Annotated in this window: 30 protein-coding genes; 21 read left to right on the forward strand and 9 right to left on the reverse strand. The window is 32.7% G+C overall.

The window, feature by feature from the left end; translation table 11 throughout:
* Nucleotides 1-41 precede the first annotated feature (41 nt).
* The 8 genes from abbA to ABEY15_RS08265 all read left to right on the forward strand — a co-directional run bounded on the left by abbA (nt 42) and on the right by ABEY15_RS08265 (nt 6,596).
* Nucleotides 42-233: an antirepressor AbbA gene (gene abbA, locus ABEY15_RS08230; protein ID WP_429889609.1), complete on the forward strand. Its 192-nt coding sequence runs from the start codon at nt 42-44 to the stop codon at nt 231-233.
* A gap of 295 nt (nt 234-528) precedes the next feature.
* Entirely contained in the window at nt 529-975 is a 447-nt protein-coding gene (gene cbpB, locus ABEY15_RS08235; protein ID WP_069035530.1) for a cyclic-di-AMP-binding protein CbpB, read from the forward strand.
* A gap of 90 nt (nt 976-1,065) precedes the next feature.
* The gene (locus ABEY15_RS08240; RefSeq protein ID WP_429889610.1) at nt 1,066-1,941 is read left to right on the forward strand and encodes a LysR family transcriptional regulator; all 876 of its coding nucleotides are present in this window, start codon (nt 1,066-1,068) and stop codon (nt 1,939-1,941) included.
* 76 nt (nt 1,942-2,017) lie between these two features.
* Entirely contained in the window at nt 2,018-2,734 is a 717-nt protein-coding gene (dapD, locus tag ABEY15_RS08245) for a 2,3,4,5-tetrahydropyridine-2,6-dicarboxylate N-acetyltransferase (RefSeq protein WP_429889611.1), read from the forward strand.
* 241 nt (nt 2,735-2,975) lie between these two features.
* Complete coding sequence (locus ABEY15_RS08250) at nt 2,976-4,085, forward strand: N-acetyldiaminopimelate deacetylase (protein ID WP_429889612.1); 1,110 nt, start codon at nt 2,976-2,978, stop codon at nt 4,083-4,085.
* A 117-nt stretch (nt 4,086-4,202) separates the two neighbouring features.
* Entirely contained in the window at nt 4,203-4,745 is a 543-nt protein-coding gene (locus ABEY15_RS08255) for a peroxiredoxin (protein WP_056468592.1), read from the forward strand.
* A gap of 204 nt (nt 4,746-4,949) precedes the next feature.
* Nucleotides 4,950-5,405 (forward strand): TlpA family protein disulfide reductase, encoded by a 456-nt coding sequence (locus ABEY15_RS08260; RefSeq protein ID WP_429889613.1) that lies wholly within the window; start codon nt 4,950-4,952, stop codon nt 5,403-5,405.
* 156 nt (nt 5,406-5,561) lie between these two features.
* The gene (locus tag ABEY15_RS08265) at nt 5,562-6,596 is read left to right on the forward strand and encodes a cytochrome d ubiquinol oxidase subunit II (protein ID WP_429889614.1); all 1,035 of its coding nucleotides are present in this window, start codon (nt 5,562-5,564) and stop codon (nt 6,594-6,596) included.
* A 64-nt stretch (nt 6,597-6,660) separates the two neighbouring features.
* On the opposite strand, the gene rnjA is transcribed toward ABEY15_RS08265, so the two are convergent.
* Both rnjA and ABEY15_RS08275 read right to left on the reverse strand, forming a co-directional pair.
* Nucleotides 6,661-8,328 carry a ribonuclease J1 gene (gene rnjA / locus ABEY15_RS08270; protein ID WP_331223881.1) on the reverse strand — a complete coding sequence of 556 codons (1,668 nt, stop codon included), beginning with the start codon at nt 8,326-8,328 and terminating at the stop codon, nt 6,661-6,663.
* A 3-nt stretch (nt 8,329-8,331) separates the two neighbouring features.
* Nucleotides 8,332-8,544 (reverse strand): DNA-dependent RNA polymerase subunit epsilon, encoded by a 213-nt coding sequence (locus ABEY15_RS08275; RefSeq protein ID WP_056468578.1) that lies wholly within the window; start codon nt 8,542-8,544, stop codon nt 8,332-8,334.
* Nucleotides 8,545-8,892: 348 nt separating this feature from the next.
* On the opposite strand from ABEY15_RS08275, the gene ABEY15_RS08280 reads away from it, so the two are divergent.
* Both ABEY15_RS08280 and ABEY15_RS08285 read left to right on the forward strand, forming a co-directional pair.
* Nucleotides 8,893-9,801 (forward strand): DMT family transporter, encoded by a 909-nt coding sequence (locus ABEY15_RS08280; protein ID WP_429889615.1) that lies wholly within the window; start codon nt 8,893-8,895, stop codon nt 9,799-9,801.
* A 15-nt stretch (nt 9,802-9,816) separates the two neighbouring features.
* Nucleotides 9,817-10,590 (forward strand): Cof-type HAD-IIB family hydrolase, encoded by a 774-nt coding sequence (locus tag ABEY15_RS08285; protein WP_429889616.1) that lies wholly within the window; start codon nt 9,817-9,819, stop codon nt 10,588-10,590.
* A gap of 69 nt (nt 10,591-10,659) precedes the next feature.
* Here the strand turns inward: ABEY15_RS08285 and def are convergent, their stop codons facing one another.
* A complete protein-coding gene (gene def, locus ABEY15_RS08290; RefSeq protein ID WP_429889617.1) occupies nt 10,660-11,217 on the reverse strand; it encodes a peptide deformylase in 558 nt (185 codons plus the stop codon).
* Nucleotides 11,218-11,405: 188 nt separating this feature from the next.
* Complete coding sequence (locus ABEY15_RS08295) at nt 11,406-11,549, reverse strand: YjcZ family sporulation protein (RefSeq protein WP_069035541.1); 144 nt, start codon at nt 11,547-11,549, stop codon at nt 11,406-11,408.
* Between the two features lie 140 nt (nt 11,550-11,689).
* Between ABEY15_RS08295 and ABEY15_RS08300 the strand changes: the two genes are divergently transcribed.
* The 6 genes from ABEY15_RS08300 to ABEY15_RS08325 all read left to right on the forward strand — a co-directional run bounded on the left by ABEY15_RS08300 (nt 11,690) and on the right by ABEY15_RS08325 (nt 18,282).
* On the forward strand, nt 11,690-12,361 hold the full coding sequence (locus ABEY15_RS08300; protein ID WP_429889618.1) for a YkyA family protein: 672 nt from the start codon (nt 11,690-11,692) through the stop codon (nt 12,359-12,361).
* Nucleotides 12,362-12,826: 465 nt separating this feature from the next.
* Complete coding sequence (gene pdhA / locus ABEY15_RS08305; protein ID WP_429889663.1) at nt 12,827-13,906, forward strand: pyruvate dehydrogenase (acetyl-transferring) E1 component subunit alpha; 1,080 nt, start codon at nt 12,827-12,829, stop codon at nt 13,904-13,906.
* Between the two features lie 3 nt (nt 13,907-13,909).
* The gene (locus ABEY15_RS08310) at nt 13,910-14,887 is read left to right on the forward strand and encodes an alpha-ketoacid dehydrogenase subunit beta (RefSeq protein ID WP_429889619.1); all 978 of its coding nucleotides are present in this window, start codon (nt 13,910-13,912) and stop codon (nt 14,885-14,887) included.
* A gap of 128 nt (nt 14,888-15,015) precedes the next feature.
* A complete protein-coding gene (locus tag ABEY15_RS08315) occupies nt 15,016-16,371 on the forward strand; it encodes a dihydrolipoamide acetyltransferase family protein (RefSeq protein WP_429889664.1) in 1,356 nt (451 codons plus the stop codon).
* 5 nt (nt 16,372-16,376) lie between these two features.
* Entirely contained in the window at nt 16,377-17,789 is a 1,413-nt protein-coding gene (gene lpdA, locus ABEY15_RS08320) for a dihydrolipoyl dehydrogenase (RefSeq protein ID WP_429889620.1), read from the forward strand.
* Nucleotides 17,790-18,042: 253 nt separating this feature from the next.
* Nucleotides 18,043-18,282 (forward strand): hypothetical protein, encoded by a 240-nt coding sequence (locus ABEY15_RS08325; protein WP_069035545.1) that lies wholly within the window; start codon nt 18,043-18,045, stop codon nt 18,280-18,282.
* 1 nt (nt 18,283) lies between these two features.
* On the opposite strand, the gene ABEY15_RS08330 is transcribed toward ABEY15_RS08325, so the two are convergent.
* The gene (locus tag ABEY15_RS08330; RefSeq protein ID WP_429889621.1) at nt 18,284-18,679 is read right to left on the reverse strand and encodes a DUF1885 family protein; all 396 of its coding nucleotides are present in this window, start codon (nt 18,677-18,679) and stop codon (nt 18,284-18,286) included.
* 161 nt (nt 18,680-18,840) lie between these two features.
* On the opposite strand from ABEY15_RS08330, the gene ABEY15_RS08335 reads away from it, so the two are divergent.
* Together ABEY15_RS08335 and ABEY15_RS08340 are read left to right on the forward strand one after the other, a co-directional pair.
* Complete coding sequence (locus tag ABEY15_RS08335) at nt 18,841-19,134, forward strand: DUF3055 domain-containing protein (RefSeq protein WP_097975693.1); 294 nt, start codon at nt 18,841-18,843, stop codon at nt 19,132-19,134.
* A 167-nt stretch (nt 19,135-19,301) separates the two neighbouring features.
* Complete coding sequence (locus ABEY15_RS08340; RefSeq protein ID WP_098234026.1) at nt 19,302-19,424, forward strand: GapA-binding peptide SR1P; 123 nt, start codon at nt 19,302-19,304, stop codon at nt 19,422-19,424.
* 176 nt (nt 19,425-19,600) lie between these two features.
* Here ABEY15_RS08340 and ABEY15_RS08345 read toward each other — a convergent pair whose 3' ends face one another.
* Nucleotides 19,601-20,425 (reverse strand): protein-glutamine gamma-glutamyltransferase, encoded by an 825-nt coding sequence (locus ABEY15_RS08345; protein WP_429889665.1) that lies wholly within the window; start codon nt 20,423-20,425, stop codon nt 19,601-19,603.
* 153 nt (nt 20,426-20,578) lie between these two features.
* Nucleotides 20,579-22,030, reverse strand: coding sequence for an aminotransferase class I/II-fold pyridoxal phosphate-dependent enzyme (locus tag ABEY15_RS08350; RefSeq protein WP_429889622.1), 1,452 nt, complete (start codon nt 22,028-22,030; stop codon nt 20,579-20,581).
* A gap of 275 nt (nt 22,031-22,305) precedes the next feature.
* Here ABEY15_RS08350 and ABEY15_RS08355 point away from each other — a divergent pair, with 275 nt between their 5' ends.
* The gene (locus tag ABEY15_RS08355; protein ID WP_056468540.1) at nt 22,306-22,575 is read left to right on the forward strand and encodes a UPF0223 family protein; all 270 of its coding nucleotides are present in this window, start codon (nt 22,306-22,308) and stop codon (nt 22,573-22,575) included.
* Between the two features lie 223 nt (nt 22,576-22,798).
* On the opposite strand, the gene ABEY15_RS08360 is transcribed toward ABEY15_RS08355, so the two are convergent.
* Nucleotides 22,799-23,428 (reverse strand): YktB family protein, encoded by a 630-nt coding sequence (locus ABEY15_RS08360; RefSeq protein ID WP_429889623.1) that lies wholly within the window; start codon nt 23,426-23,428, stop codon nt 22,799-22,801.
* A gap of 195 nt (nt 23,429-23,623) precedes the next feature.
* Here ABEY15_RS08360 and ABEY15_RS08365 point away from each other — a divergent pair, with 195 nt between their 5' ends.
* Together ABEY15_RS08365 and ABEY15_RS08370 are read left to right on the forward strand one after the other, a co-directional pair.
* Nucleotides 23,624-23,812 carry a hypothetical protein gene (locus ABEY15_RS08365; protein WP_056468536.1) on the forward strand — a complete coding sequence of 63 codons (189 nt, stop codon included), beginning with the start codon at nt 23,624-23,626 and terminating at the stop codon, nt 23,810-23,812.
* 215 nt (nt 23,813-24,027) lie between these two features.
* A complete protein-coding gene (locus ABEY15_RS08370) occupies nt 24,028-24,831 on the forward strand; it encodes an inositol monophosphatase family protein (protein WP_429889624.1) in 804 nt (267 codons plus the stop codon).
* A gap of 79 nt (nt 24,832-24,910) precedes the next feature.
* Here ABEY15_RS08370 and ABEY15_RS08375 read toward each other — a convergent pair whose 3' ends face one another.
* The gene (locus ABEY15_RS08375; RefSeq protein ID WP_429889625.1) at nt 24,911-25,096 is read right to left on the reverse strand and encodes a DUF5325 family protein; all 186 of its coding nucleotides are present in this window, start codon (nt 25,094-25,096) and stop codon (nt 24,911-24,913) included.
* Nucleotides 25,097-25,117: the final 21 nt, after the last annotated feature.

Here is a 25,117-nt window from a genome sequence, read left to right on the forward strand (position 1 = left end):
AAATAAACATTGATTAAAATGAGGATTAGGAGGGATGAAGGATGCTAAGTGAACAAAATTTCACAGAAGATGAATTGTCTTTATTGGTCGACACAGTGATGAAACAAAATTATGCAATTGAACTCATTTCATCACAGATAACTGATATAGAAAGTGGTTTAATGGATGCAGGCGAGGATCAATACGAAAGATTAGTACATTTATATCAAAAATTAAGGGATTTAGGGCTATGAAGACAAATATAGATGAACGTTTAGATAATAAATTATTTATCTAAACGTTTTTTTGTTTTTTGAATAGTTATAGTTAAATAAGTAAATTTTTAAGAAAAGTTAAATTGGAAAGGGGTTACAAATCTGATAATATAGGGATGGGGACATAGTCCTTAATCGAATAAAATAATGTATAGAATTTTTTCTATACAGATGATTAGCAAAGTTGTATGTGTATTTATTTGATGTTTATTTATGAATAGATAATTTCTACCATTTTTTAATACTTTTGCTTTTCTATTGGGGGACGATGTTTTTGATTAGTATTGATGGTTCACAATTTTTTGAACATAAAGTAGAAGAAGTCATTATTTCAAGTGAAAAAGTAGCTCATGTACAAATTGGTAATAGTTTGGAGCATGCATTACTAGTACTTACAAAATCTGGATATTCTTCAATTCCAGTGTTAAATCCAAAGTTTCAGTTGCTAGGTTTAATTAGTACATCTATGATATTAGATGGAATACTTGGATTAGAAAGAATTGAATTTGAACGTTTAAGCAATATGAAAGTTGAAGAGGTAATGGGAACTGAAATACCATTATTAAAAACGACTGATACACTCGCTAAAGGGCTTGAATCTGTAGTTGATCATCCTTTTGTATGTGTGGTTGATGCTAATAATACGTTTGAAGGTATATTAACTCGTAGAGCGATTTTAAAACAATTGAATAAAAATGTTAGAAGATATAATAAGCATTAACGATAAAAAAGTAAGTCATCATCAAATTGACTTACTTTTTTAGTGTCGAAGTGTCTGATCCAATTAGATATAAAGGCAAGGGGGGATTATGTGCAAATTGATGATATACGTTTAATAATTACTTTGTCTGAAGAGAAGAATATGAGGAAGGCAGCTGAGAGGTTGTTTGTTTCTCAACCAGCTTTAAGTCAAAGGCTACAAAATTTAGAGAAGCAGATTGGTAGTGAATTGTTTATTCGTTCTCAAAAAGGATTGATTATTACTGCCTCTGGCGAAATCATATTAAACTACGCGAAAAAGATGGAAGAAACGTATCAAACAATGTTAGAGCAGTTACAAATTTTAAAATCCGATATTTCAGGTACTTTAAAGATTGCCGTTTCATCTGTTGTTGCGCAATACTGGTTACCACCAGTTTTAAAAAAATATGTGTCAAGCTATCCAGAAGTACAAGTTTCACTTTTTACCGGTTGGAGCAGTGAAATAACAAATCGCTTATATGAAAATGAAGTTCATCTAGCAATTGTAAGAGGAAACCAAAATTGGTTTGGAGAAAAGGAATTACTTTTTTCTGATGAACTATTATTAGTTGATACAAAAAAACATAGTCTTGAGGAATATAAAACTATACAAAGACCATTTATTCAGTTTAAAAGTAATTCAAATTATTATCAGCTTATCCAGTCATGGTGGTATGAGCATTTTAATTCATTACCAAAACATGAAATTGTAGTCGATCAAATTGAAACATGTAAGCAATTTGTATTGAATGGACTAGGCTTTGCGATCTTACCTTCCTCTGTATTACATGATGTTAGTGATGAAAGTATTATAAAAACACCTTTAATTACAAAAGAACAATCAGGGTTATATCGCGATACATACTTACTTTATAATCGAGATGCGATGAAATTAAAACAAGTAGAAGGATTTATAGAATCAATTCGAAAAAAAAATAAAGATTAATCGACAAAATGTTGCTAGTTACTTACTAGATTTGATAGAGTATTCTTATTGATAATAATAAAGGGGGCAATTCATTATGAAATTAATGGACGCAAATGAAATTATTGCATTTATTGCAAATAGCACGAAAAAAACACCTGTAAAGGTTTATGTAAAAGGTCAATTAGACAAGCTTACTATTTCTGAATCAGTTCAATCATTTATTTCTCAAAATTCTGGAGTTTTATTTGGTGAGTGGGATGATGTTAAAGTAATCCTTGAAGAGCAAAAAGAATACATAGAAGATTATGTAGTAGAATCAGATCGTCGTAATTCAGCGATTCCACTTTTAGATGCTAAAGGTATTAAAGCTCGCATCGAGCCAGGTGCTTTTATTCGTGATCAAGTTACGATTGGTGACAATGCAGTTATTATGATGGGTGCTGTAATTAACATCGGTGCTGTAATTGGAGAAGGTACAATGATCGATATGAACGCAGTACTTGGTGGACGTGCTACAACAGGTAAAAACTGTCACGTTGGTGCTGGCGCTGTTTTAGCTGGCGTAATCGAGCCACCATCAGCAAACCCAGTTATTCTTGAAGATAATGTACTAATTGGAGCTAATGCAGTAATTTTAGAAGGTATTAAAGTAGGTGAAGGCGCAGTAGTGGCTGCAGGTGCAATTGTTACTGAAGATGTTGCTCCTTTCACTGTAGTTGCTGGTGTTCCTGCAAGAAAAATCAAAGATATCGATGATAAAACAATTTCAAAAACTGAAATCATTCAGGCTTTACGACAACTAAATCAATAATAACAAGAAGTAAGCGTAGAATTTATTTTCTACGCTTACTTTATAGGCATTATACTAAAATATAAGTTCAGAACTGATTACAAGCATTGACTTTCGAGGCGTGAAGTCTGATAAGAAGTGGAATTACCTTTTAGACGGTAATTTAGCACCGCAGTCAGGTGAATCATCGAAGAAAGCACGCGTTTTGTGGGCAGTCTGAAGCGTAGAATTATATTTCTACGCTTTTTTTGGAGGAGTTAAAATGGATTCATTTATTAAAATTAGACGGGATTTACATTTAATCCCCGAACTTGGATTTCAAGAATTCAAAACACAAGCGTATTTACTAGATTATTTATCTAGTTTAGATCAAGAAAGAATGATAATTGATACATGGAGAACAGGTATTTTCGTTCGAGTAAAAGGGTTAAAACCTACTAGAACAATTGGTTACCGTACAGACATTGATGGATTACCAATGAAAGAAAACACAGGATTAGAGTTTTCATCGATTCATGAAGGTAATATGCATGCCTGTGGTCATGATGTACATATGAGTATTGCTCTTGGTGTACTTACTAAGCTTGTTAATGAGCCAATAAATGACGATGTTGTATTTATTTTTCAACCTGCAGAGGAAGGTCCCGGAGGAGCGGAACCTTTACTAAAAAGTGAAGAATTTAAACCATTTAAACCGGATGTAATTTATGGTTTACATATAGCGCCTGAATATCCTGTTGGTACAATTGCAACGAAACCTGGTATGTTATTTGCTCATACATCAGAGCTTTTTATTGATTTTCATGGCTTAAGCGGTCATGCAGCTTTCCCTCATTTAACGAATGATATGATCGTTGCATCAAGTCACTTTATCACGCAAGTACAATCAGTTGTATCAAGAAATGTTAATCCATTAGACAGTGCTGTCATTACGATTGGAAAAATAACTGGTGGTACAGTTCAGAACGTTATTGCAGATCATGTTCGAATAGAAGGTACGATGCGAGCATTAAGTGAAGAAGCAATGCTAAAATTAAAAAATAGAATTGAAAGTCTTGTGAATGGATTTCAAGAGAGTTTTCAGTGTAAAATAGAAGTAGATTTTGGAAGTAATTACTATGGAGTAATAAACGATGAAACGTTAACGAATGAATTCTTAAATTTTGCGAAACAATATGACGGTATTGAGGCCGCCCTATGCAATGTTGCAATGACAGGTGAAGATTTTGGTTATATGACAAAAGAAATTCCAGGCCTAATGTTTTGGATCGGCGTAAATTCAGAATTCGGACTCCATAACCAAAAATTAAACCCAGATGAAAATGTGATTCCATTAATGATTCGATTTATTTCGGACTTTATGAAACAATAACAATGAAAATGATTTTCAGTTAATAATAATTATAAATTAATATTGACTTTAAATAAGTAGTTTACTATAATATCACTTGTATGATAAATAGTTACATAAATATTGGAGGTAATAACGATGGCAGAACGTTTAGTAGGAAAACAAGCACCACGCTTTGAAATGGAAGCAGTTTTAGCAAATAAAGAATTTGGTAAAGTAAGCTTAGAAGAAAATATGAAAAACGATAAATGGACAGTATTATACTTCTATCCAATGGACTTCACTTTTGTATGTCCAACTGAAATCGTAGCAATCTCTGATCGTTACGACGAGTTTGAAGATCTTGATGCAGAAGTTGTAGGTGTTTCTACAGATACAATTCACACTCACTTAGCATGGATCAACACTGATCGTAAAGATAATGGCTTAGGCCAATTAAAATATGCATTAGGTGCAGATACAAACCACGCTATTTCTCGTGACTATGGCGTATTAATTGAAGAAGAAGGTATTGCATTACGTGGATTATTCATCATCAGCCCAGAGGGTGAATTAATGTACCAAGTAGTACACCACAACAACATCGGTCGTGAAGTTGATGAAGTTTTACGTGTACTTCAAGCTTTACAAACTGGTGGACTTTGCCCAGCTAACTGGAAACCAGGTCAAGCAACTCTATAATTCACAGTCAATTATGAATTAATGTCAAAGGTCTAACTTATTGTTAGGCCTTTTTAAACACAATTACGAAAAGTGGAAGGCGATTGCTTAAGACCCGACAAGCATAAGGCCAGGACCTCGAGAGTCAAATGCCTATAAATAGACAAAAACTAAAAGTAGAACAAGCTCACTTAGAGCTAATGAAACAAGTAGGAGGACTATAAAATGAGACTTCGCTCACCAATGCCTGAATTAGATGGTGCAACAACAGTATTAAATGAAGAAATTCAAAAAGAAAACCTAATCGGTGACAAACCAACATTAATTCATTTTTGGTCTGTTAGTTGCCATTTATGTAAAGTAGCAATGCCAAACATTAATGCTTTTAGAGATGAATATAAAGATCGATTAAATGTTGTAAGTGTTCATATGCCAAGATCTGAAGATGATTTAGATATTGATAAAATTAAAGAAGTTGCAAACGAACATGGAATTACACAAACGATATTAGTTGATAACCAACATACAATTACAGATGCTTTTGAAAATAAATATGTACCATCATATTACGTATTTGATAAAACAGGTGTATTACGCCACTTCCAAGCTGGAGAAGGCGGAATGCCAATGTTAGAAAAGCGTGTTAATCGAGTACTAGATGAAGCAGCAAAAGTAGAATAGTTTTTAGAATCAATCATCATTAAGGAGACTTTTTTTAAAGTCTCTTTTTGTATTTCCGTAATCTGCATTTGAAACTAGTAGAAAGTGTATTTTATAGGTATAATTAAAGAAAACTAATCTTTAGTTTAAGGAATTATTCTGTAGGAGGAAAAAAGTTTGGAGATTCAAACAATCGCAATCTTTATCTTATGGTTGTTTTTATATGCCTACATGATTATTGCTTCAATTGATTTTGGTGCAGGATTTTATGCGTTTTATACGATTACAACTAAAGAAGAACCAAAATTAATTGGCTTAATAAATCGACATCTTTCATCTATTTGGGAACTTGCTACATTATTTTTCATTTTCTTCTTCGTAGGTGTAGTTGGAATATTCCCAAGGGTAGCATATTATTATGGTGTTCCCCTATTAGTTCCGGGTAGTGTAGCAATGATTTTTTTAGCAATTAGGGGCTCGTTTTATACTTTTCAGCAATATGGAGGAAATAGGAGTAAGTTCTTTTTAATTTTGTATGGTGCGACAAGTCTATTAATACCTGTTACATTATCTACTGTTTTAACAATTTCTGAAGGTGGATTTATTATCGAGAATGGAACAGATATACGTTTTTATCCATTTAAATTAATTACGAATTCTTATTCTCTATCTGTTATGCTATTGGCTGTTTGTTCAGTTCTATTTATTAGTGCAATGTTTTTAATTTATTCTGCAAAATTAATTAATGATTCGGAGTCGGAAACTAAATTAAGAAAGTATGTACTAGTCTGGTCATTGCCAACTATTATTTCGAGTATCATCGTATTTTTATCAATGAAATTACATAATAATGTTCATTTTGATCGAATGCATAATGTATGGGAATTCTTTCTGATCTCTTTGATTTGCTTTTGTATAGCAATTTATTTTGTTATAAAAAGAAAAAGATATGGTTTAGCGTTTATATTAGTATTATTACAATATTTCTTCGCTTTTTTTGGGTATGGAATAAGTCATCTACCATTTATCTTATATCCTTATTTAAGAATCGAAACAAGTTTTGCTAAGAGTAGTTTAGCAATCGTACTAATTATTCTGTTTGTTGTATTTTTTATCTTATTTACTGTGTATTTTATATTTTTAGTTCTTAATAAACCTTTTTTTATGAAAGTGTTTTTAAAAAGTAATGAAAAAAATGATTTGCAAGATTAATAAAAAAGGGCGATTTCAAAAGTATTTTGACTTTTGAAATCGCCCTTTTATGATGTACTAATGATTAAACTTCCATAATAATTGGGAGAATCATTGGTTTACGTTTTGTTTTTTCGTATAAGAAAGGTGATAAAGTATCAGTAATTTCATTTTTTATCTCAGACCATTGAGAAGTTTTACGTTCCATGATTTTGTTTAAATGAGTAGAAATCATTGCTTGCGCTTCATTTATTAAATCGCCACTTTCTCTCATATAAACGAAACCGCGTGAAATGATATCTGGTCCTGCAGAGATTTTAAATTCCTTCATATCGATGCTTACGACTACGATTACAAGACCTTCTTCAGATAAAATTCGACGGTCTCTTAAAACGATATTACCAATATCACCGATACCGCTTCCATCAATATAAACATTACCAGAAGGTACTTTACCGGCAACCATAGCCTCATCTGCACGAAGAGCTAAAACCTCACCGTTATCCATGATAAAACAGTTTTCTTCAGGTACTCCACAGTCCATAGCAAGCTTAGCATGCATGCGCTGCATTCTATATTCACCGTGAATTGGCATAAAATACTTAGGCTTCATCAGTCTAAGCATTAATTTTTGCTCTTCTTGACCACCATGACCACTAGTATGAATATCATTTAACGATCCGTGAATTACTTCAGCACCAGCACGGTAAAGTAAGTTGATTGTACGATTTACGCTCATTGTATTACCTGGAATTGGTGAAGAAGAAAATACTACAGTATCTCCAGGAATAATTTGAATTTGACGATGTGTACCATTTGCTATACGTGATAATGCAGCCATAGGCTCACCTTGACTACCTGTACATAAAATTACTAATTGATTAGCCGGAATACGATTAATTTGAGAAGCATCAATGAATGTATCCTTAGGGCATTTAATATAACCTAGGTCATGACCGATCTCGATATTCGCTTCCATACTTCTACCAAAAACAGCAATTTTACGTCCAGTTGCAATAGCAGCTTCAACTACTTGCTGAAGACGATGAATGTTTGATGCGAATGTTGCAAAAATAATTCGACCGTCTACTTTACGGAAGATTTCATTAATCGTGTCTCCAACTTTTCTTTCAGACATTGTAAAATGTGATACTTCACTATTTGTACTGTCAGAAAGTAGACATAAAACGCCTTCCTTACCAATCTCAGCCATTTTTGTTAAATTAGCTGTTTCTCCAACTGGTGTAAAGTCGAATTTAAAGTCACCTGTATGTACGACTTGTCCTTGAGGAGTTTTAACAACAATTCCGTAACAATCTGGAATACTATGAGTAGTACGGTAAAAAGTTACGCTAGTTTTTCTAAATTTAATGATGTCGTCTTCTTTTATTTCAATTAATTTAGCTTTTCTTAAAAGACCGTGCTCTTCTAGTTTATTTTTAATTAAGCCAAGAGCAAGTTTTCCACCATAAATTGGAATGTTTAATTCTCTTAATAAATATGGAATACCACCAATGTGGTCTTCATGTCCGTGAGTGATAAATAAACCTTTAATTTTTTCCTCATTTCGAACTAAGTAGGAATAATCAGGTATAACATAGTCTATCCCTAGTAGCTCATCTTCAGGGAACTTGATTCCGGCATCTATTAATATAATTTCATCTTGATATTGTACTGCGTATGTATTTTTACCAATTTCCCCTAAGCCACCTAGTGCGAATACGGCAGCTTGATCATTTTTAAGAAATTTCATAAATTACGCTAGCTCCAAAATTTTAAAGCTTTCACTTTGTTTTTCGAATTCAAGATGAGCACCGGTTAAAGCTTGAACAAGCTCAATATTATAATTGAAAGGTAATAATTTCGCACGAACTTCTCTTTCACTATCTGCTTCTACATAAACTGTTTTAGTTTTTTCTCTTACAGGTACCTCTAATGGTAATTCCTGATAGTATACTTTAAAAATCATTTAAATCTCTCCTTGTCAAATCACTATCTTCTCAATATTATAAGTGATTTTCTATATATTTTCATTCTTTTTATTGAAGATTACCTAAAATACAGTTATTTTAAAAAAAAATTTGAAATTATTGAGATATATTTCTTCTTTTTCAAAAATTGTTTTAGCCGCTTTTTTAATTTTTTTCTAAGTTTACGTAACATTAGTTTTACCTCCTAGACATGAAATTAAACTTATTTATATAGAACACGGACATAGTATATTTATGTGTAGTATTGAACGAAAAAACATTTTCATTCAATATAATCCAAAAAGCAGTTAAAATAGAGGGTATCTTAAAGTTAAGGGGAGAAGAATGTGAAGAAGTTATATGGAGCTTTGTTTTTATTAAGTATTATTTGGAGTACATCTTTTTTATTTATTAAGCTCCTTTTAAACGATATAGGGCCAGAAGCAATTGTATTTTATCGCTGTTTCTTTGGTGCTATGACATTATTAATTATTATGTTAGTAAAAAAGGTAAAGATTGATTATAAAAATTTACCGAAAATGAGTTTAATTATTGTCATCTCATTATTTAATCATGCTATACCTTGGCTTTTTCTTTCTTTTAGTGAGACCCATCTGCAAAGTAATGAAGCGGCAGTGTTAAATGCTTTTACGCCAATTGCAACACTCATTATTGGATATTTTTTCTTTTCTCAAAAAATTCATAAGAAACAATGGATTGGACTTATGATCGGGATCATTGGACTTATGATTATGATGAATCTTAATCCATCAACAATTTTCTCGGATAATATAATTTATTCAATATTAATGTTATTTGTTACTTTTTGTTATGGGCTTGGTTCACATTTAACAAAAAAGTATTTACAACAAATTGATGTAATGATTGTTTCATTTTTAACCTTAGGTATTTCTGGTGTATTCGGCTTTTTTTATATGCTTGTTGTCGGGAAAGGCACTTTAAAACCATTTGTTAATTTTGAAGTTTTTAGTGGTGTGTTTGGACTAGGCGTTGTCTGTTCGGGGTTGGCATATTTATTATTTTATTATATGGTTAAAGAGGGAAGTGCAGAATTTGCAACAATGGTTACTTATATAGTACCTGTATTTGCTTCTATTTGGGGATTTTTCTTTTTAAATGAGCCTTTATCTTTCAAAATGATTTTAGGGCTGTTAATCGTACTTTTAGGAGTATTTATTACGAATAGTAAACAGAAGTCAAAAATGAATAACTCAAAAGCAAATGCAGCGTCTTAGTGAGGGGAGAATAATATGACTAAACCAATCGTTTTTTTTGATATTGATGGAACGATTTTAAACCATGATAAAGTAATTCCGGAAAGTACAAAGAAAGCAATTTCGGAACTTCAAAATAAAGATATCCACGTAGCGATTGCAACTGGTCGTGCGCCATTCATGTTTAAAGAAATTCGTGAAGAGTTAAATATAAATAGTTTTGTAAGTTTAAATGGGCAATATGCTGAATTTGAAGGTGAAGCTATTCACAAACATGCTCTACATCCAGAACAACTTCACCAATTTACTCAAAAAGCAAAAGAGCTAGGTATTCCGCTAATTTATTTAAATAACGAGACAATGAGAGCGTCAATTGATTCACATCCTCATATAAAAGAAGCAATGACATCGATTAGAATGCAACATCCTGAAGTTCAGCATGATTTTTATCATAATCGTGAAATTTACCAAGTCTTACTGTTCTGCGAAGAGCATCAAGAACCGTCTTTAACTGATGGATTTAATGATTTTAATTTTATTCGCTGGCATGAGTATTCGTCAGATGTCTTACCAGTTGGAGGATCTAAAGCGAATGGAATACTTCAAATGGTAAACCATCTTGGATTTGATATGCAAAATGTAATCGCATTTGGTGACGGATTAAATGATTTAGAAATGATTGAAGAAGTTGGTACGGGTATCGCCATGGGTAATGCTGTGGATCCACTAAAAAAATTAGCTAACCATATTACAACGAATGTTGATGAAGATGGAATTTTAAACGGTTTAAAATGGGCTGGAATTCTTTAAGTCTGTAGACAATGTACAAAAAACTTTTTCTCAGACTGAAAGAGCGATTGGTTTTCCAATCGCTCTTTTTTATTTTCTCTCTAAAGGTGAAGCACCTTCTGGAGGAGAAAAAGGATTTGTTTTATTAATACGATCATAAAACATTACTCCATTTAGATGGTCAATTTCATGCTGGAAGCAAATTGCTGGTAAACCTTTTAAACGGATTTTTACTTCTCCTAATCTCGTGTCATAACCAGTGACTGTTATTCTTGCGTAACGTGGAACATACCCAGGAACATCACGATCAACAGATAAGCAGCCTTCACCACCTGATAAATAAACTTCCTCAACTGAATGACTTATAATTTTAGGATTTAATAATGCATAACTAAATAAATTACCTTGTAAGTCAGTAACATGAACACCTATGGCTCTTTTAAGAATACCAATTTGTGGCGCAGCTAATCCAATACCTGATCGTAGACCGTATTCGGCAGATATTTCTGGATTCTGACTATTTATAACATACTCTAATAATGAATTAGCTAAATTAATATCCTCTGCCGATGGAGGTAAGCTTATTTCACTCGAGATTTCCCTTAATCTAGGATCGCCTTCTCGAATTATATCTTTCATTGTAATCAAATGAATTTCACTCCTGTCTAATATTTCATAAATATAAGTATGTACTATTTACTAGTATTATTAATTTAGTCTAACAAATCTTTTTTAAATTGTCAGTCTAAAGCAATAGAGTTGGAAAAAGGAGCGATAAATTATCGCTCCTTAAAGTTTGTGGTTATACATTAATAGTAGAGGCTTACTAGTGTGAATTATAAAACGAAAGCTGCACCAACGATAATTAATAAAATGAATAGAACAACGATTAATGCGAAACCGCCGTAACCGCAACCGCATCCGCCGCCGTAACCATAACCAGGGTATCCACCTTTTCCACCGTATCCGTAACCGTACATATAATAACCTCCCTTTAAACTGTTTCCGCATATAGCGGATACTACAAAATATGAAAAACTACATAAAGTGTGTGGGTATGTGACCAGATTATTTTTTAGGACGTATAAAAAGTGTGAAAAGATGCAACATGGAAATAATAATGAAAAAAAAATTGGGTGAAATTATGTATAAAAAATTCAATTCTTTATTTTTTGTAATAGTCATACTCTTTATCCTTTGTTCGGGTTGTACTTCTCAAGTAAAACAAAAGAATTTAGTCATAAATCAACTAGCTGAAATTGCTAAAATGGAACAGAAATTTCAAAAAGCTGGAGAAGGTATTCAAAAACTGGAAATAAAAGAATTGGAGTATTATGAAAAAATTTATTTATATAAAATCAGCGAAGTAAATAAAAGACAAGAGTCAGCTAAACAAGCAATTAATTTATTAAATAAACGAAAAGAACGAGTCAATGAGGAGTCAAAATTAATTCACGATATAGACATAAAAATTAAAGAACTTCAAACAATAAATATTGAAACGAAGGATGAACAGTTTCGAAATGAAGTTAATAACTTTATTAAAACATGGAGAGAAAGAACCGAGTTATACGATAAATTGAATTCAAAATATAAAGATGCAATGGAAACGGATCTTTCCATTTATAACTTATTATCGCAGAAAAAAGTTGATTTAAAAAATGTAAAGAGTGAGACAAAGGATACAAATCACATTTATAAAGATGTCATTAAATATAATGATCAATTAAATCTTTATACTCAAAAATTAAATAATTTACAAAAAGACATATATGAAAAATATGGTAAATAACATATTGGGACTAGAATTACTAAATAAAAATCGTTGTAGTACAGTTTGAAATTTATGATAAAAAAAATCCATTAATAGCTATTTGAGTATAATTTAAAGGAGTTTCTGTTATTGTATAACAGATTGCTGTTTCAAAGGTAGTACAGGGTGAAAATTTTGTGGCAAATTTTCCGAAAAATCATGAATAAAATAATACAACAAAATATTTGACGAGTTTATGAACGTGTTATAAACTGTACTAGTGTTCAATGTTGTACTAGTGTAATACACGAATAGTATAAGTACAGATTTTAATTATAAGTACAAGTTGCTTGTAATTACTCTTAAGAAAATACACATGATGGATAAAGAAAATAAATCCTCCATAATTAAAGAAGGGTGTGGGTTTTAGTGGCAACTACTACGAAGAAAGTAGCTGGAAAGGAAACAACAGAAATGAAGAATACACAAACTGTTTCTGAATTAATGGATCAAATGCTTCAATTTGGTGATTCAGTTGGAACTCTTCAAATTTTAAATGAAGAGGGCGAAGTCGTTAATGAAGCAGCGATGCCTGAATTATCAGATGAGCAATTAAAAGAATTAATGAAACGTATGGTATGGACTCGTGTTCTTGACCAACGTTCAATTTCATTAAACAGACAAGGTCGTTTAGGTTTCTATGCTCCTACTGCAGGACAAGAAGCTTCTCAATTAGCAAGTCAATTTGCTCTTGAAAAAGAAGACTTTATCTTACCTGGTTACCGTGATGTACCTCAAATGATCTGGCACGGTTTACCATTATATAAAGCATTTTTATGGTCTCGTGGACATTTAGTAGGAAGTCAAATTCCTGAAGATGTAAATACAATCTTCCCACAAATTATTATTGGTGCTCAAATTATTCAAGCTGCAGGTGTTGCACTTGGTATGAAATTGAAAGGCCAAAAATCTGTTGCCATTACATATACAGGTGACGGTGGATCTTCTCAAGGTGATTTCTATGAAGGTATGAACTTTGCTGGTGCTTATAATGCTCCTGCGATTTTCGTTGTTCAAAATAACAGATACGCAATCTCAACTCCAGTTTCTAAGCAATCAAAAGCTAGAACAATTGCTCAAAAAGCAATTGCTGTAGGTATTGCTGGTATTCAAGTTGATGGAATGGATCCATTAGCAGTATATGCTGCTACATCAGAAGCTCGTAAACGTGCAGTTAACGGCGAAGGTCCAACATTAATTGAAACATTAACATTCCGTTATGGACCACATACAATGGCTGGTGATGACCCAACTCGTTACCGTACAAAAGATACTGAAAATGAGTGGGAAGCAAAAGATCCAATCGTTCGTTTCCGTAAGTTCTTAGAGAAAAAAGGTCTTTGGACTGAAGAAGAAGAAAATTCAATTATCGAAGAAGCAAAAGAAGCAATTAAAGATGCTATCAAACTTGCTGACCAAGAGCCAAAACAAAAAGTTACTCATTTAATGGAAAATATGTTCGAAACAATGACAAGTAATATAGAAGAGCAATATGCAATTTACAAAGAGAAGGAGTCGAAGTAAGTCATGGCGCAAATGACAATGATTCAAGCTATCACAGATGCATTACGCGTTGAAATGAAAAACGATCCAACTGTAGTAGTATTCGGGGAAGACGTTGGAGTAAACGGTGGTGTATTCCGTGCAACTGAAGGTTTACAAGCAGAATTCGGTGAGCAACGTATATTCGATACACCACTTGCTGAATCAGGTATCGGTGGATTAGCAATCGGTCTTGGAATTGAAGGCTTCCGTCCAGTAGCAGAAATCCAATTCTTCGGATTTTTATTCGAAATTATGGACTCAATTGCTGGGCAAGCTGCTCGTATGCGTTACCGTACAAGTGGTCGTTTTACTTCTCCAATTACTTTCCGTTCACCATTTGGTGGTGGGGTTCATACACCAGAAATGCATGCGGATAGTCTAGAGGGATTAATGGCTCAAACTCCTGGTTTAAAAGTAGTTATTCCATCAACACCTAAAGATGCTAAAGGTCTTTTAATTTCATCTATTCGTGATAATGACCCTGTTATCTATTTAGAGCACATGAAATTATACCGTTCATTCCGTGAAGATGTACCTGAAGGCGAGTACACAATCGAATTAGGTAAAGCGGATGTTAAACGTGAAGGTAAAGATGTATCAGTATTTGCTTACGGTGCAATGGTTCACGCTGCATTAAAAGCTGCTGAAGAATTAGAAAAAGACGGAGTATCAGTAGAAGTTGTTGACTTACGTACTGTTCATCCATTAGATACTGATGCAATCGTTGCATCTGTTGAGAAAACTGGCCGTGCTGTTGTTGTACAAGAAGCACAAAAACAAGCTGGTATTGCCGCAAATATTGTTGCTGAAATTAATGATCGTTGTATCCTTTCATTAGAAGCACCAGTTTTACGTATTACTGCAGCTGATACTGTTTACCCATTCTCAGAAGCGGAAACAGTATGGTTACCAAACCATAAAGATGTAGTTGAAGGTATTCAAAAAGTTTTAAACTTCTAATTTAGTTTATAACAAAAAATAGTGAAAGGTATTTGATGAATTCATCAATACCTTTCTTACATTATAGATAAAATATTTTAAAAAATTAATTTAACTTTGTTCGGAGGTAGAAATCTGTGTCAAACTCAGTGGCAAGTCTATTTGAATTTAGATTACCAGATATCGGTGAAGGTATTCACGAAGGTGAAATTGTAAAATGGTTTATTAAAGCAGGCGACGAAGTGAATGAAGATGATATCATTTGTGAAGTTCAAAACGATAAATCAGTAGTAGAAATTCCATCACCTGTAAAAGGGAAAGTATTAGAAGTATTAGTTTCAGAAGGAACAGTTGCAGTTGTTGGTGACGTATTAGTACGTTTAGATGCACCTGGATATGAAAACATTAGCTTCAAAGGACAACATGCTGAAGAAGCTCCAACTACTACTCCAGTACCAGAAGCTGCTGATGCAGTTCAAGCAAAAGTACAAGAATCATATGAGCAAAGTGAACCAAAAACAGATGCTGCACCACTATCACCTGTTGCTGCAATTGAACCAAAAGCTCATGTAATTGCAATGCCATCTGTACGTAAATATGCTCGTGAGAAAAACGTAGATTTACGTATTGTACCAGGTTCAGGTAAAAATGGCCGTGTAACAAAACAAGACGTAGATGCATTCTTATTAGGTGGAGTAGCACCAGCTGCTGCAGCACAAACAGAAGTTGCTGTTGAAGTTGTAACAGAAGCTACAGCTGCTACACAAGAAGCTCCTAAAGCAATGCCAATTCCAGAAGGAGCATATCCTGAAACTCGTGAAAAAATGAGTGGAATTCGTAAAGCGATCGCTAAAGCAATGGTTAACTCTAAACATACTGCTCCTCACGTAACGTTAATGGATGAAATAGATGTAACGAAACTAGTTGCTAGCCGTAAAAAATATAAAGAAGTTGCAGCTGCACAAGGTATCAAATTAACATTCTTACCTTATGTTGTTAAAGCTTTAACTTCTGCATTACGTAAATTCCCAGCTTTAAATACATCTATCGATGATGCTACTAGCGAAATCGTACACAAACATTACTATAACATTGGTATTGCTGCAGATACTGATAAAGGTTTATTAGTACCAGTTGTTAAAGATGCTGATCGTAAAGCGATCTTCTCAATTTCTGCTGAAATTAATGAATTAGCTACTAAAGCTCGTGATGGTAAATTAGCTCCTGCAGAAATGAAAGGTGCTACATGCACAATCACAAATATCGGTTCAGCTGGTGGACAATGGTTTACTCCAGTAATTAACCACCCTGAAGTAGCTATTTTAGGTATTGGTCGTATTGCTGAAAAACCAGTAGTATTAAATGGAGAAATCGTAGTTGCTCCAGTATTAGCGTTATCATTAAGTTTTGACCACCGTATTATCGATGGTGCAACTGCTCAAAACGCTTTAAATCATATTAAACGATTATTAAATGATCCAGAATTATTATTAATGGAGGCGTAAGATAAATGGTAGTAGGAGATTTTGCAATTGAACTAGATACGGTCGTTATCGGTGCCGGTCCTGGTGGTTATGTTGCAGCAATTCGTGCAGCACAACTTGGACAAAAAGTTGCTGTTATTGAAAAAGGTAATCTTGGTGGAGTATGTTTAAACGTAGGTTGTATTCCTTCAAAAGCATTAATTACAGCTGGTCACCGTTATGAAACAGCTAAGCATTCTGAAGATATCGGTATTACAGCAGAAAATGTAAAAGTTGATTTTACAAAAGTTCAAGCTTGGAAAAGCAGTGTTGTTAATAAATTAACTGGCGGTGTAGCTGGTTTATTAAAAGGTAACAAAGTTGAAGTTATTAAAGGTGAAGCTTACTTTAATGATGCTAACACTCTTCGTGTAATCACTGAGGAGTCAGCTCAAACTTATACTTTTAACAATGCAATCATCGCAACAGGTTCAACTCCAATCGAAATCCCTGGTTTCAAATGGAGCAACCGTGTAATCGATTCAACAGGAGCATTAAACTTACCTGAAATTCCTAAAAAATTAGTTGTTATTGGTGGCGGCTATATTGGTATGGAATTAGGTACTGCTTATGCTAACTTTGGTACACACGTAACAATTCTTGAAGCTGGTGACGAAATCTTAAATGGTTTCGAAAAATCTATGAGTTCAATTGTTAAACGTGGATTAAAGAAAAAAGGTAATGTTGATATCGTAACGAAAGCGTTCGGTAAAGGCGTTGAAGAAACTGCAGATGGCGTTACAGTTAAATTCGAAACAAATGGCGAAATGAAAGAAATCGAAGCTGATTACGTTTTAGTAACAGTTGGACGTTTCCCGAACTCTCGTGACATGGGCTTAGAAAATGTTGGTGTTGAAATTAACGAACGTGGTGTAATTTCTACTGATAAACAAGCTCGTACAACAATTAATAATATTTACGCAATTGGTGACGTAATTGCTGGTCCTCCATTAGCACACAAAGCTTCTTATGAAGGTAAAGTTGCTGCCGAGGCAATCAGTGGTATGTCAAGTCAAATCGAATACTTAGCAATTCCTGCAGTAGTATTTACTGATCCAGAATTAGCAACTGTTGGTTATACTAAAAAACAAGCAGATGAAGAAGGATTAGCTGTTAGTGTAGCAAAATTCCCATTCGGTGGAAATGGTCGCGCATTATCACTAAATTCAACTGAAGGATTCGTACAATTAGTTTCTCGTAAAGAAGATGGAGTACTAGTTGGTGCTCAAGTTGCAGGTGTAAATGCTTCAGATATCATTTCTGAGCTTGGTCTTGCAATTGAAGCTTGCATGAGCGTTGAGGATATTGCTCAAACAATTCACGCTCACCCAACATTAGGTGAAATCTCAATGGAAGCTGCAGAATTAGCGATGGGTCATCCAATCCACGTTTTAAAATAATTACTAAAAACCTCCTATATTTTATAGGAGGTTTTTTACTGTTCAAATTCATTTGAAACGGTTTGTTTAAAGCATAAAGTAGTTTGTTAAACGTAGATGCATTAAGCGCAATACGATGGCAAAATAACGAAAAAAACGACTGTCTGCAACCTCCTTTTTGTTAGGAGGTTTTTTTGCATGATTAAGGCATGTCTCGCATAACGTTTAAAAAACAAACTTTCTAGTATTTGATCATTGATTGGTGGGAGTATTGATGCGAAAACAATTAATAGTATTAATGATTCATCAACTATTTTGGATAGGATTTTCATTTGTTTTATTCTTGTCGAAAAGGGATCAATTATATTCTAAAGTCATATTGTTTCTAGTATTCTTTTACCAGCTTTATTTAATTGCAAAATACGTTGGAAACACAAGAAAAGCAAGTATTATTATTACTTGCTTTTATGCTTCGATATTTTTCTTTTGCCAGGCGATCGTAAATTTATTTTAAATTATCGTTTGTAAAAATACATGATTCGATTGTTAAATAATTCAAGCTTTGCTTCAATTTTTTGAGCTAAATATCTACATAGCTCATTTGCTTTTCCTTTATCACCGTATGTTGAGTTTGGTAACAGAGTAATCACGATATTTTTGTCATCTTGAATTGAAACAACAAAATGTTTATAACGTGAATCATCGCTCTGTAAATAAAGTGCATCTTGGTCATCTAATTTTTTATTTGAAATAGAGTAAGGAAAGGAAACCCTTTCATAATTCCAGTCAACTTGTTGACCGATCTTAGTTGAAGATTGTATGTAATCATTTATTAAATTATTTATTAAGTCTAAATTTGCTTCTTGGTATTTTGATTTATCCACTAATTGAATGGTAGCTTGTTGAACCATTTTTAAATTTTCCCCCTAAGATGTTTTGATGAAAAACATCACTTTTAATCTGTTTTTATCATAACATTATTTCAAATTTTTAGACAAGTTTTCGGTATGAATTTAATTTTTTCTTCATATGTATTAACTTACAATACTAAAACGGAGGAGTGGGTGAAACAATGTTTGAGAAATTATATGATGATCACGAAAATGTAAGAGTCCGATTTGTTGGCTTTGTTACGAACGATACAAGATACGATATTGGTATTGTATATACGAACATGTTCTTTGGAAAGCCACTCGTCATCTGCATGCAATCTAGACAATGCATTGTATTAGATCGACAAGATGTTTCTTTTCCAAATCAGTTGAAATTTTTATGTAAACTAAAAAGTGAGGAAGAGGCAATGGAACTTGCAGAATATTTAGCTGACTGGCTACCGTCACCAAGTATAGAAGAGAGCTATGAATAAAAAATAAATGTGTTATACTAATTAAATCGCATTCACCTTATGAAACCCCTTGAATAATCTAGTATTAGAAAAATTAAGTTATACTTATTTACCACTTGCGTAAATAAGTATAACACATTATAATGAAGTTAGTTAATTGATACAACATTATGAAAGGGGTTACAAAGATGGGAACGTTCGTATGTAAATGTTGTGAAAAAACGGTAGGTCATTTCGAGGATGAAAAAGTAACAACTCTTTACGTTAAAAACTGTGAAGATTGTGAACCAACTGATAATGAAGTTTGCTAATTATAATTAATTAAAACATAAAGTCTAATAGAGTATCTATAGACATCTATAAATGAGAAATTCCACAAGGGAATCGTTTTTCCTTGTGGTTTTTTTATGTTTTTCTATAAGGGTAAAAATGATTTTAATTAACCATAAAAAAGGGAGACCCAATTATGAATCACCCACTTTACTTTTTATGCAATTTGAGTTTGATCTCCAATTCTTGCAGTTATAACGTCGGATGAAGCTTCCCTCGTTGTAACTGGAATTAATTTTGAATTATCTTTTAAATATTGAGCCATTTCGTTCGAGTCAATTCTAGTATTTAAATTTGTTAAAAAGGCAGAAACCATCGCAAAAGGATATCTATGCATATTTAAATGGAAAATAATTTCGTGTAATGAACGTATTCCGATACCATGACCATAATAATAATGACTTCCCATAGTTACAGTGTTTTCTCCTTGCCATTCTGGTGTCATTGGGTCAACTTCAGGATTTTTTATATAAACAACGTCACCAGGGGCTGGACGATCAACTTCAGCCGTTAAAATAGCTAATTTAGGGTCGTAATTCCAAGTGTATAAGTATATGCCATTATCGAATAGTTGATCAAAAATTTCATAGCCGAAAAGATCAAGCAGGGCTTTATAAAATATCATAATGATTGCAGTTGCACATTCTGTTGCGTAAAATTGTCCGTTACGAAAAATATCATAAATTCCCATGGAAGTTCTTATGCCTGGCCTAAGTCTAAATCCACCCATTGGTGTGCGAATCCAAAACATAGGATTACAATATGCTCGTCTAAAAACCCTAAATTGCATGCCACTTGTTAATAAATCTTTAGAAGCCTGAAGTATATTAGTTCTAATTGTCAAATCAAAAGAAAGTTCACGGTCAGATTTATAAATATGAGACTTTTTACTGTTTGTTAAGCTAGACAATATTTCTTGATAAAGTTTATTGTTTGAATCTTCGCTATTTTTTAATGAAGCATGAACAATTTTATTATTCACGACTATCAATGAGTCCACATCCTAACATAAAAACAATTTTTTCGTGCGAATCAATATAATTACCTTACCTATCATATGCCTATATAATTTAGATGTGATTTAGAATGCAAAAAAACTAGGATTCATTTCCTAGTTTCTTCATGAAATCTTTCGTTATTTTAATACTTTTAACGTTAATAATTCTTCATCTTCTGGGCCTTGAACAGGTAATCCTGCTTCAATATTCTTTTTAATATAAACTAGATTTTCTAGTGTAATTTCTTCACCAGGTAAAAAGATTGGAATTCCAGGTGGATAAACCATTACAAATTCAGCAATAATTCTACCGACAGAATCCTCAAGTGGAACAGATTCTGTTTCGGAGTAAAATGCATCCCTAGGAGAGACTGCTAAATTTGGAATCGTTGGGATCTCAACGTTTAAATTTGTATTGCGCTCTGAGATATCAAATTCAGTTACTAATACTTCAAGTGCATGAATTAACTGCTGAATGTCTTCTTCACTATCACCTGGTGTTAAAATACAAAGAACATTATATAAATCAGACATTTCAACTTCAATATTAAATCGTTCTCTTAACCAAACTTCAACATCATGGCCCGTTATACCCAGTTTTTTTACGCTGATTAATATTTTAGTAGGATCAAAGTTGAAAGTAGCCTCTTTACCAACTAAGTCATAACCAGGGCAATATAAACCATTAATTGAATTAATTTTATTTCGCGCAGTATTTGCTAGTCTTATAGTATTCGTTAGTAATTCTTCACCAACAGTTGCTAATCTCTTTCTTGCAACATCTAGTGAGGCAAGCAATAAATAAGATGTTGAAGTAGTTGTTAGCATACTTAGTACAGATTGTACTCTGTGGACATTCACAATGCCTTCTCTTACGTTTAAAATGGAACTTTGAGTCATAGAGCCACCAAGCTTATGTACGCTCGTAGCAGCCATGTCAGCCCCTGCTTGCATCGCAGAGATTGGTAATTCGTTATGGAAATGAATATGTACACCATGCGCTTCGTCAACTAATACGGCTAAGCCATGTGAATGTGCTAATTCAACAATGCTTTTTAAATCTGCTACAAATCCAAAGTATGTAGGATTAATGACTAATACTGCTTTTGCATCAGGATTATTTAAAATGGCCTCTTTCACTGCATTTGTCGTAATACCGTGTGAAATACCTAATTCACTATCAATTTCAGGATGAACAAAAATTGGTGTAGCGCCTGAGAAAATGATTGCAGATAAAACAGATTTGTGAACATTTCTAGGAACGATAATTTTATCGCCAGGTCCACAAACACTCATTACCATTGTCATGATCGCTCCACTTGTGCCTTGAACTGAAAAGAATGTGTGGTCAGCACCAAAAGCTTTTGCTGCAAGATCTTGTGCTTGTTTTATTTTACCTTTTGGATGATGTAGATCATCTAAAGGAGCAATGTTGATTAAATCAATCGATAATGCATTATCACCAATAAACTCTCTAAATGTTGGATCCATTCCATTTCCTTTTTTATGTCCTGGAATATGGAATTGAATAGGGTTCTTCTTTGCATGTTCTAATAAAGAAGAAAATAACGGCGTTTCAATTTGTTTCATTTAACATACACCCCATTTAATGAATAATAGTGTTTTTCGGAAGTGATATGTTTGTAAACAATTCTACTGTTTACTCTCATTAAGTTATAAACTGTCTTACCTTCATTTGAAAAACAAAAAGATTATATCATTCTATGAATTTTCTGTATAGAAAAATATAATAAATTATGAAATTTTATACATTTGAATGAAATTATATCAATTTTTAAAATAAGAATGGAATTTAAAAAATGTGTTAAAATGGAATTAATTAGAAAATAGTAGGAGTGAAGTAAATGGATTACCAATACCCAATTTCATATGATTGGACAACAGATGAGACAATAGAGGTAATACAGTTCTACACATCAGTAGAAAAAGCGTATGAAAAGGGAATAGATCGTGAAGTGTTAATGGCTACATACAAACAATTTAAATCAATTGTTCCTAGTATTGCAGAAGAAAAAAAATTATGTAATGAGTTAGAGGAAATATCTGGCTATTCTGCATACAGAGTCATGCAAAAAGCTAAAAATGGTGCTCCTGGTGATAAAATTAAAATGTAGTATGAAATAAGTTAATCGTTAAAAATTTTAAATAGTAAGAAAAATCATTAAGTAAAAAATAGAAGCCCATTAAAGGATGATTAGCTACCTTCAATGGGCATTTCTTATATATGTATTGTTTAATTAAATCAATTTCATATTTCGTCCTGTCGAAAAATGTGTAAAGAATGGGCATAGACTTTTGTTTTTGACATATGTATAATTAAACAACACTTATATTAATTCAGTTTATACTTATCTTGTATAAAGGAATTAAAGTATTATATGTTTCTATAATACGTTGGATTAGTTCTTCCTTTGTAAGTGTAATTGCTTCATCTTTTGCAATTGTAATTCCACATAGGTATTCTGCTTTTTTTACATCATGAAATCTTTGAATACCTTTATTGAACTCATCTTTATTCATTTTACTTTTTTGTATCACGTCAGGCTTCATATGATCGTAGGATACAACAAAATCTTTCGGAATCATTTTGTAAAGTTTATTTTTATTCTTTTCAAAATTTATGGCAATCGATTGCTTATTTGGACTTTCATAAATAATTCCAAAGTAAACAAACAGGTGAGTACCCCACAGTCCAAATTGGAAATGAGGAAGCATCTTGTATCCACGATTATTTGTTGCAAAAGCAATCCAAGTATCTTTTGGAGCATTTACAGTACGTCGAGCATGCTTAGCAATATGGCCAAAAAAGTTTTGATCAGTTTGTACATTTAAAAAAGGTAATATTTCTTCTTCAATTTCTTTAAATTTTGGTTGAATTTCATTTTGTATAGCACTCATTCTAGTTTCTAATGTTGAGTCAGTTGTAAATATTTCAAAATCACTTTCTTTAAAAAAAGTTTGAGTCATTTTTGAACCCCCTAATTACATTATCTAATTAGTATACCATGTTTGTCCAAAACAAATGGGTAATATGTTTCTTCATAAAACAGTTACATTATAAGCTTAAATAACATATATTAGTAGCAAGATAAAAATCAGAAAATTTTGTTAATTAACTTTTACAATTTGTTTTGCCAACTTATATTCTATGGAGGGATAATGATGAGACAAGTGATTAATGCGTTAAAAAGAACTGATGCAGAAAAGAGAATTCCTGTACTTAGATTAGAATTAGATTACGAACTAGCTACACTATTCGATGCTATGACAGTCAATGATAATGAAGCAATGATTGAATCTAAGAAGAAATTAGAATTATTAAGATTAGAATTAATTCGTCTAGAAGCTTAGCGAGTTTATTTACCGAACCTTTAAATAGGTTCGTTTTTCTGTGCGCTAAATCTTCCACTAAATGCCCAATGGTCTATCGTATGCCCACCCTCCAAAATAGTTCCTCATCTTAAATAAAAATCATTTCATTAGGTTTTTTTAGGTTAAAATTGGTAAACTGATAAACAGGACCATAATAATAAAGTTTTAGCACGTAGAGTTTGGAGTGTTTAATTATGAATGTAGACTGGAAAGAAATTGAACAATTCGCGAGGAATTTGCTTCAAGAGGCAGCTGAAAATATTAAAAGCTCTTTATACGACTCCATAACAATCAATACTAAATCAAACGAAAATGATTTAGTAACAAATAAAGATGAAGAAATTGAAAAATTCTTTTATGAAAAAATAAAAAAGAAATTTCCAAATCATTACTTACTAGGTGAAGAAGGTAAAGGCGATGATTTGGATCAAGTAACTGGTGTTGTGTGGATTCTTGATCCAATCGATGGAACGATGAATTTTGTTCACCAAAAACGTAATTTTATGATTTCTTTAGGAATTTATGAAAATGGAATCGGTAAAATGGGTTTTATAATGGATGTAATACATAATGAACTATATTTTGCTAAAAAAGGTGAAGGAGCTTATTTAAATGATCTTGAATTAACACCTTTGAAAAATGTAGTACTAGAAGAGGCTATTGTAGCTGTAAATGCTATTTGGTTAACTAAAAATCGTTATTTAAACCATGAAAAATTAAGTAATCTTGTTCGAAAAGTTAGAGGAAGCAGGTCATATGGTTCAGCAGCGATGGAAATGGTCTATGTGGCAATGGGAAGGGTTGATGCATATATCACCCCAAGATTATCACCTTGGGACTTTGCCGCGGGTAAAATTATTGTTGAAGAACTAGGCGGAATATGTACTACGCTCAAAAATGAAAGCCTTTCAATTCTTAAAAAAAGCTCAGTGCTAGTAAGTAACGCTTCGATTCAAAACGAATTACTCACTGATTATATCGAATTTCTACAAAAATAATAAAAAGAAGGTAAGTTTGGTTTATAACTTGCCTTCTTTTTTTAGTGTGTAGACAGTGTTCTAAAAAAAGAGAAGAGGTTTATAACTTGTCTTCTCTTTTTAATTTAGCACGCAATGAAAAACCATAACCAACTAATGATATTGAAATAATTAGTGAAATGACAGCGCCAATAGTACTTAGTTCTGCTAGCATTATACCAACTAGAATTAAGAAGATTACGGATAAAAGTGCTACACAGAAAAGTCTAAATTTTATGCTAGACATGGTGAATCCTCCTGTTCATAA

Source organism: Gottfriedia acidiceleris (genome assembly GCF_050457485.1).
In the GTDB taxonomy this organism is placed as follows: domain Bacteria; phylum Bacillota; class Bacilli; order Bacillales; family Bacillaceae_G; genus Gottfriedia; species Gottfriedia acidiceleris_D.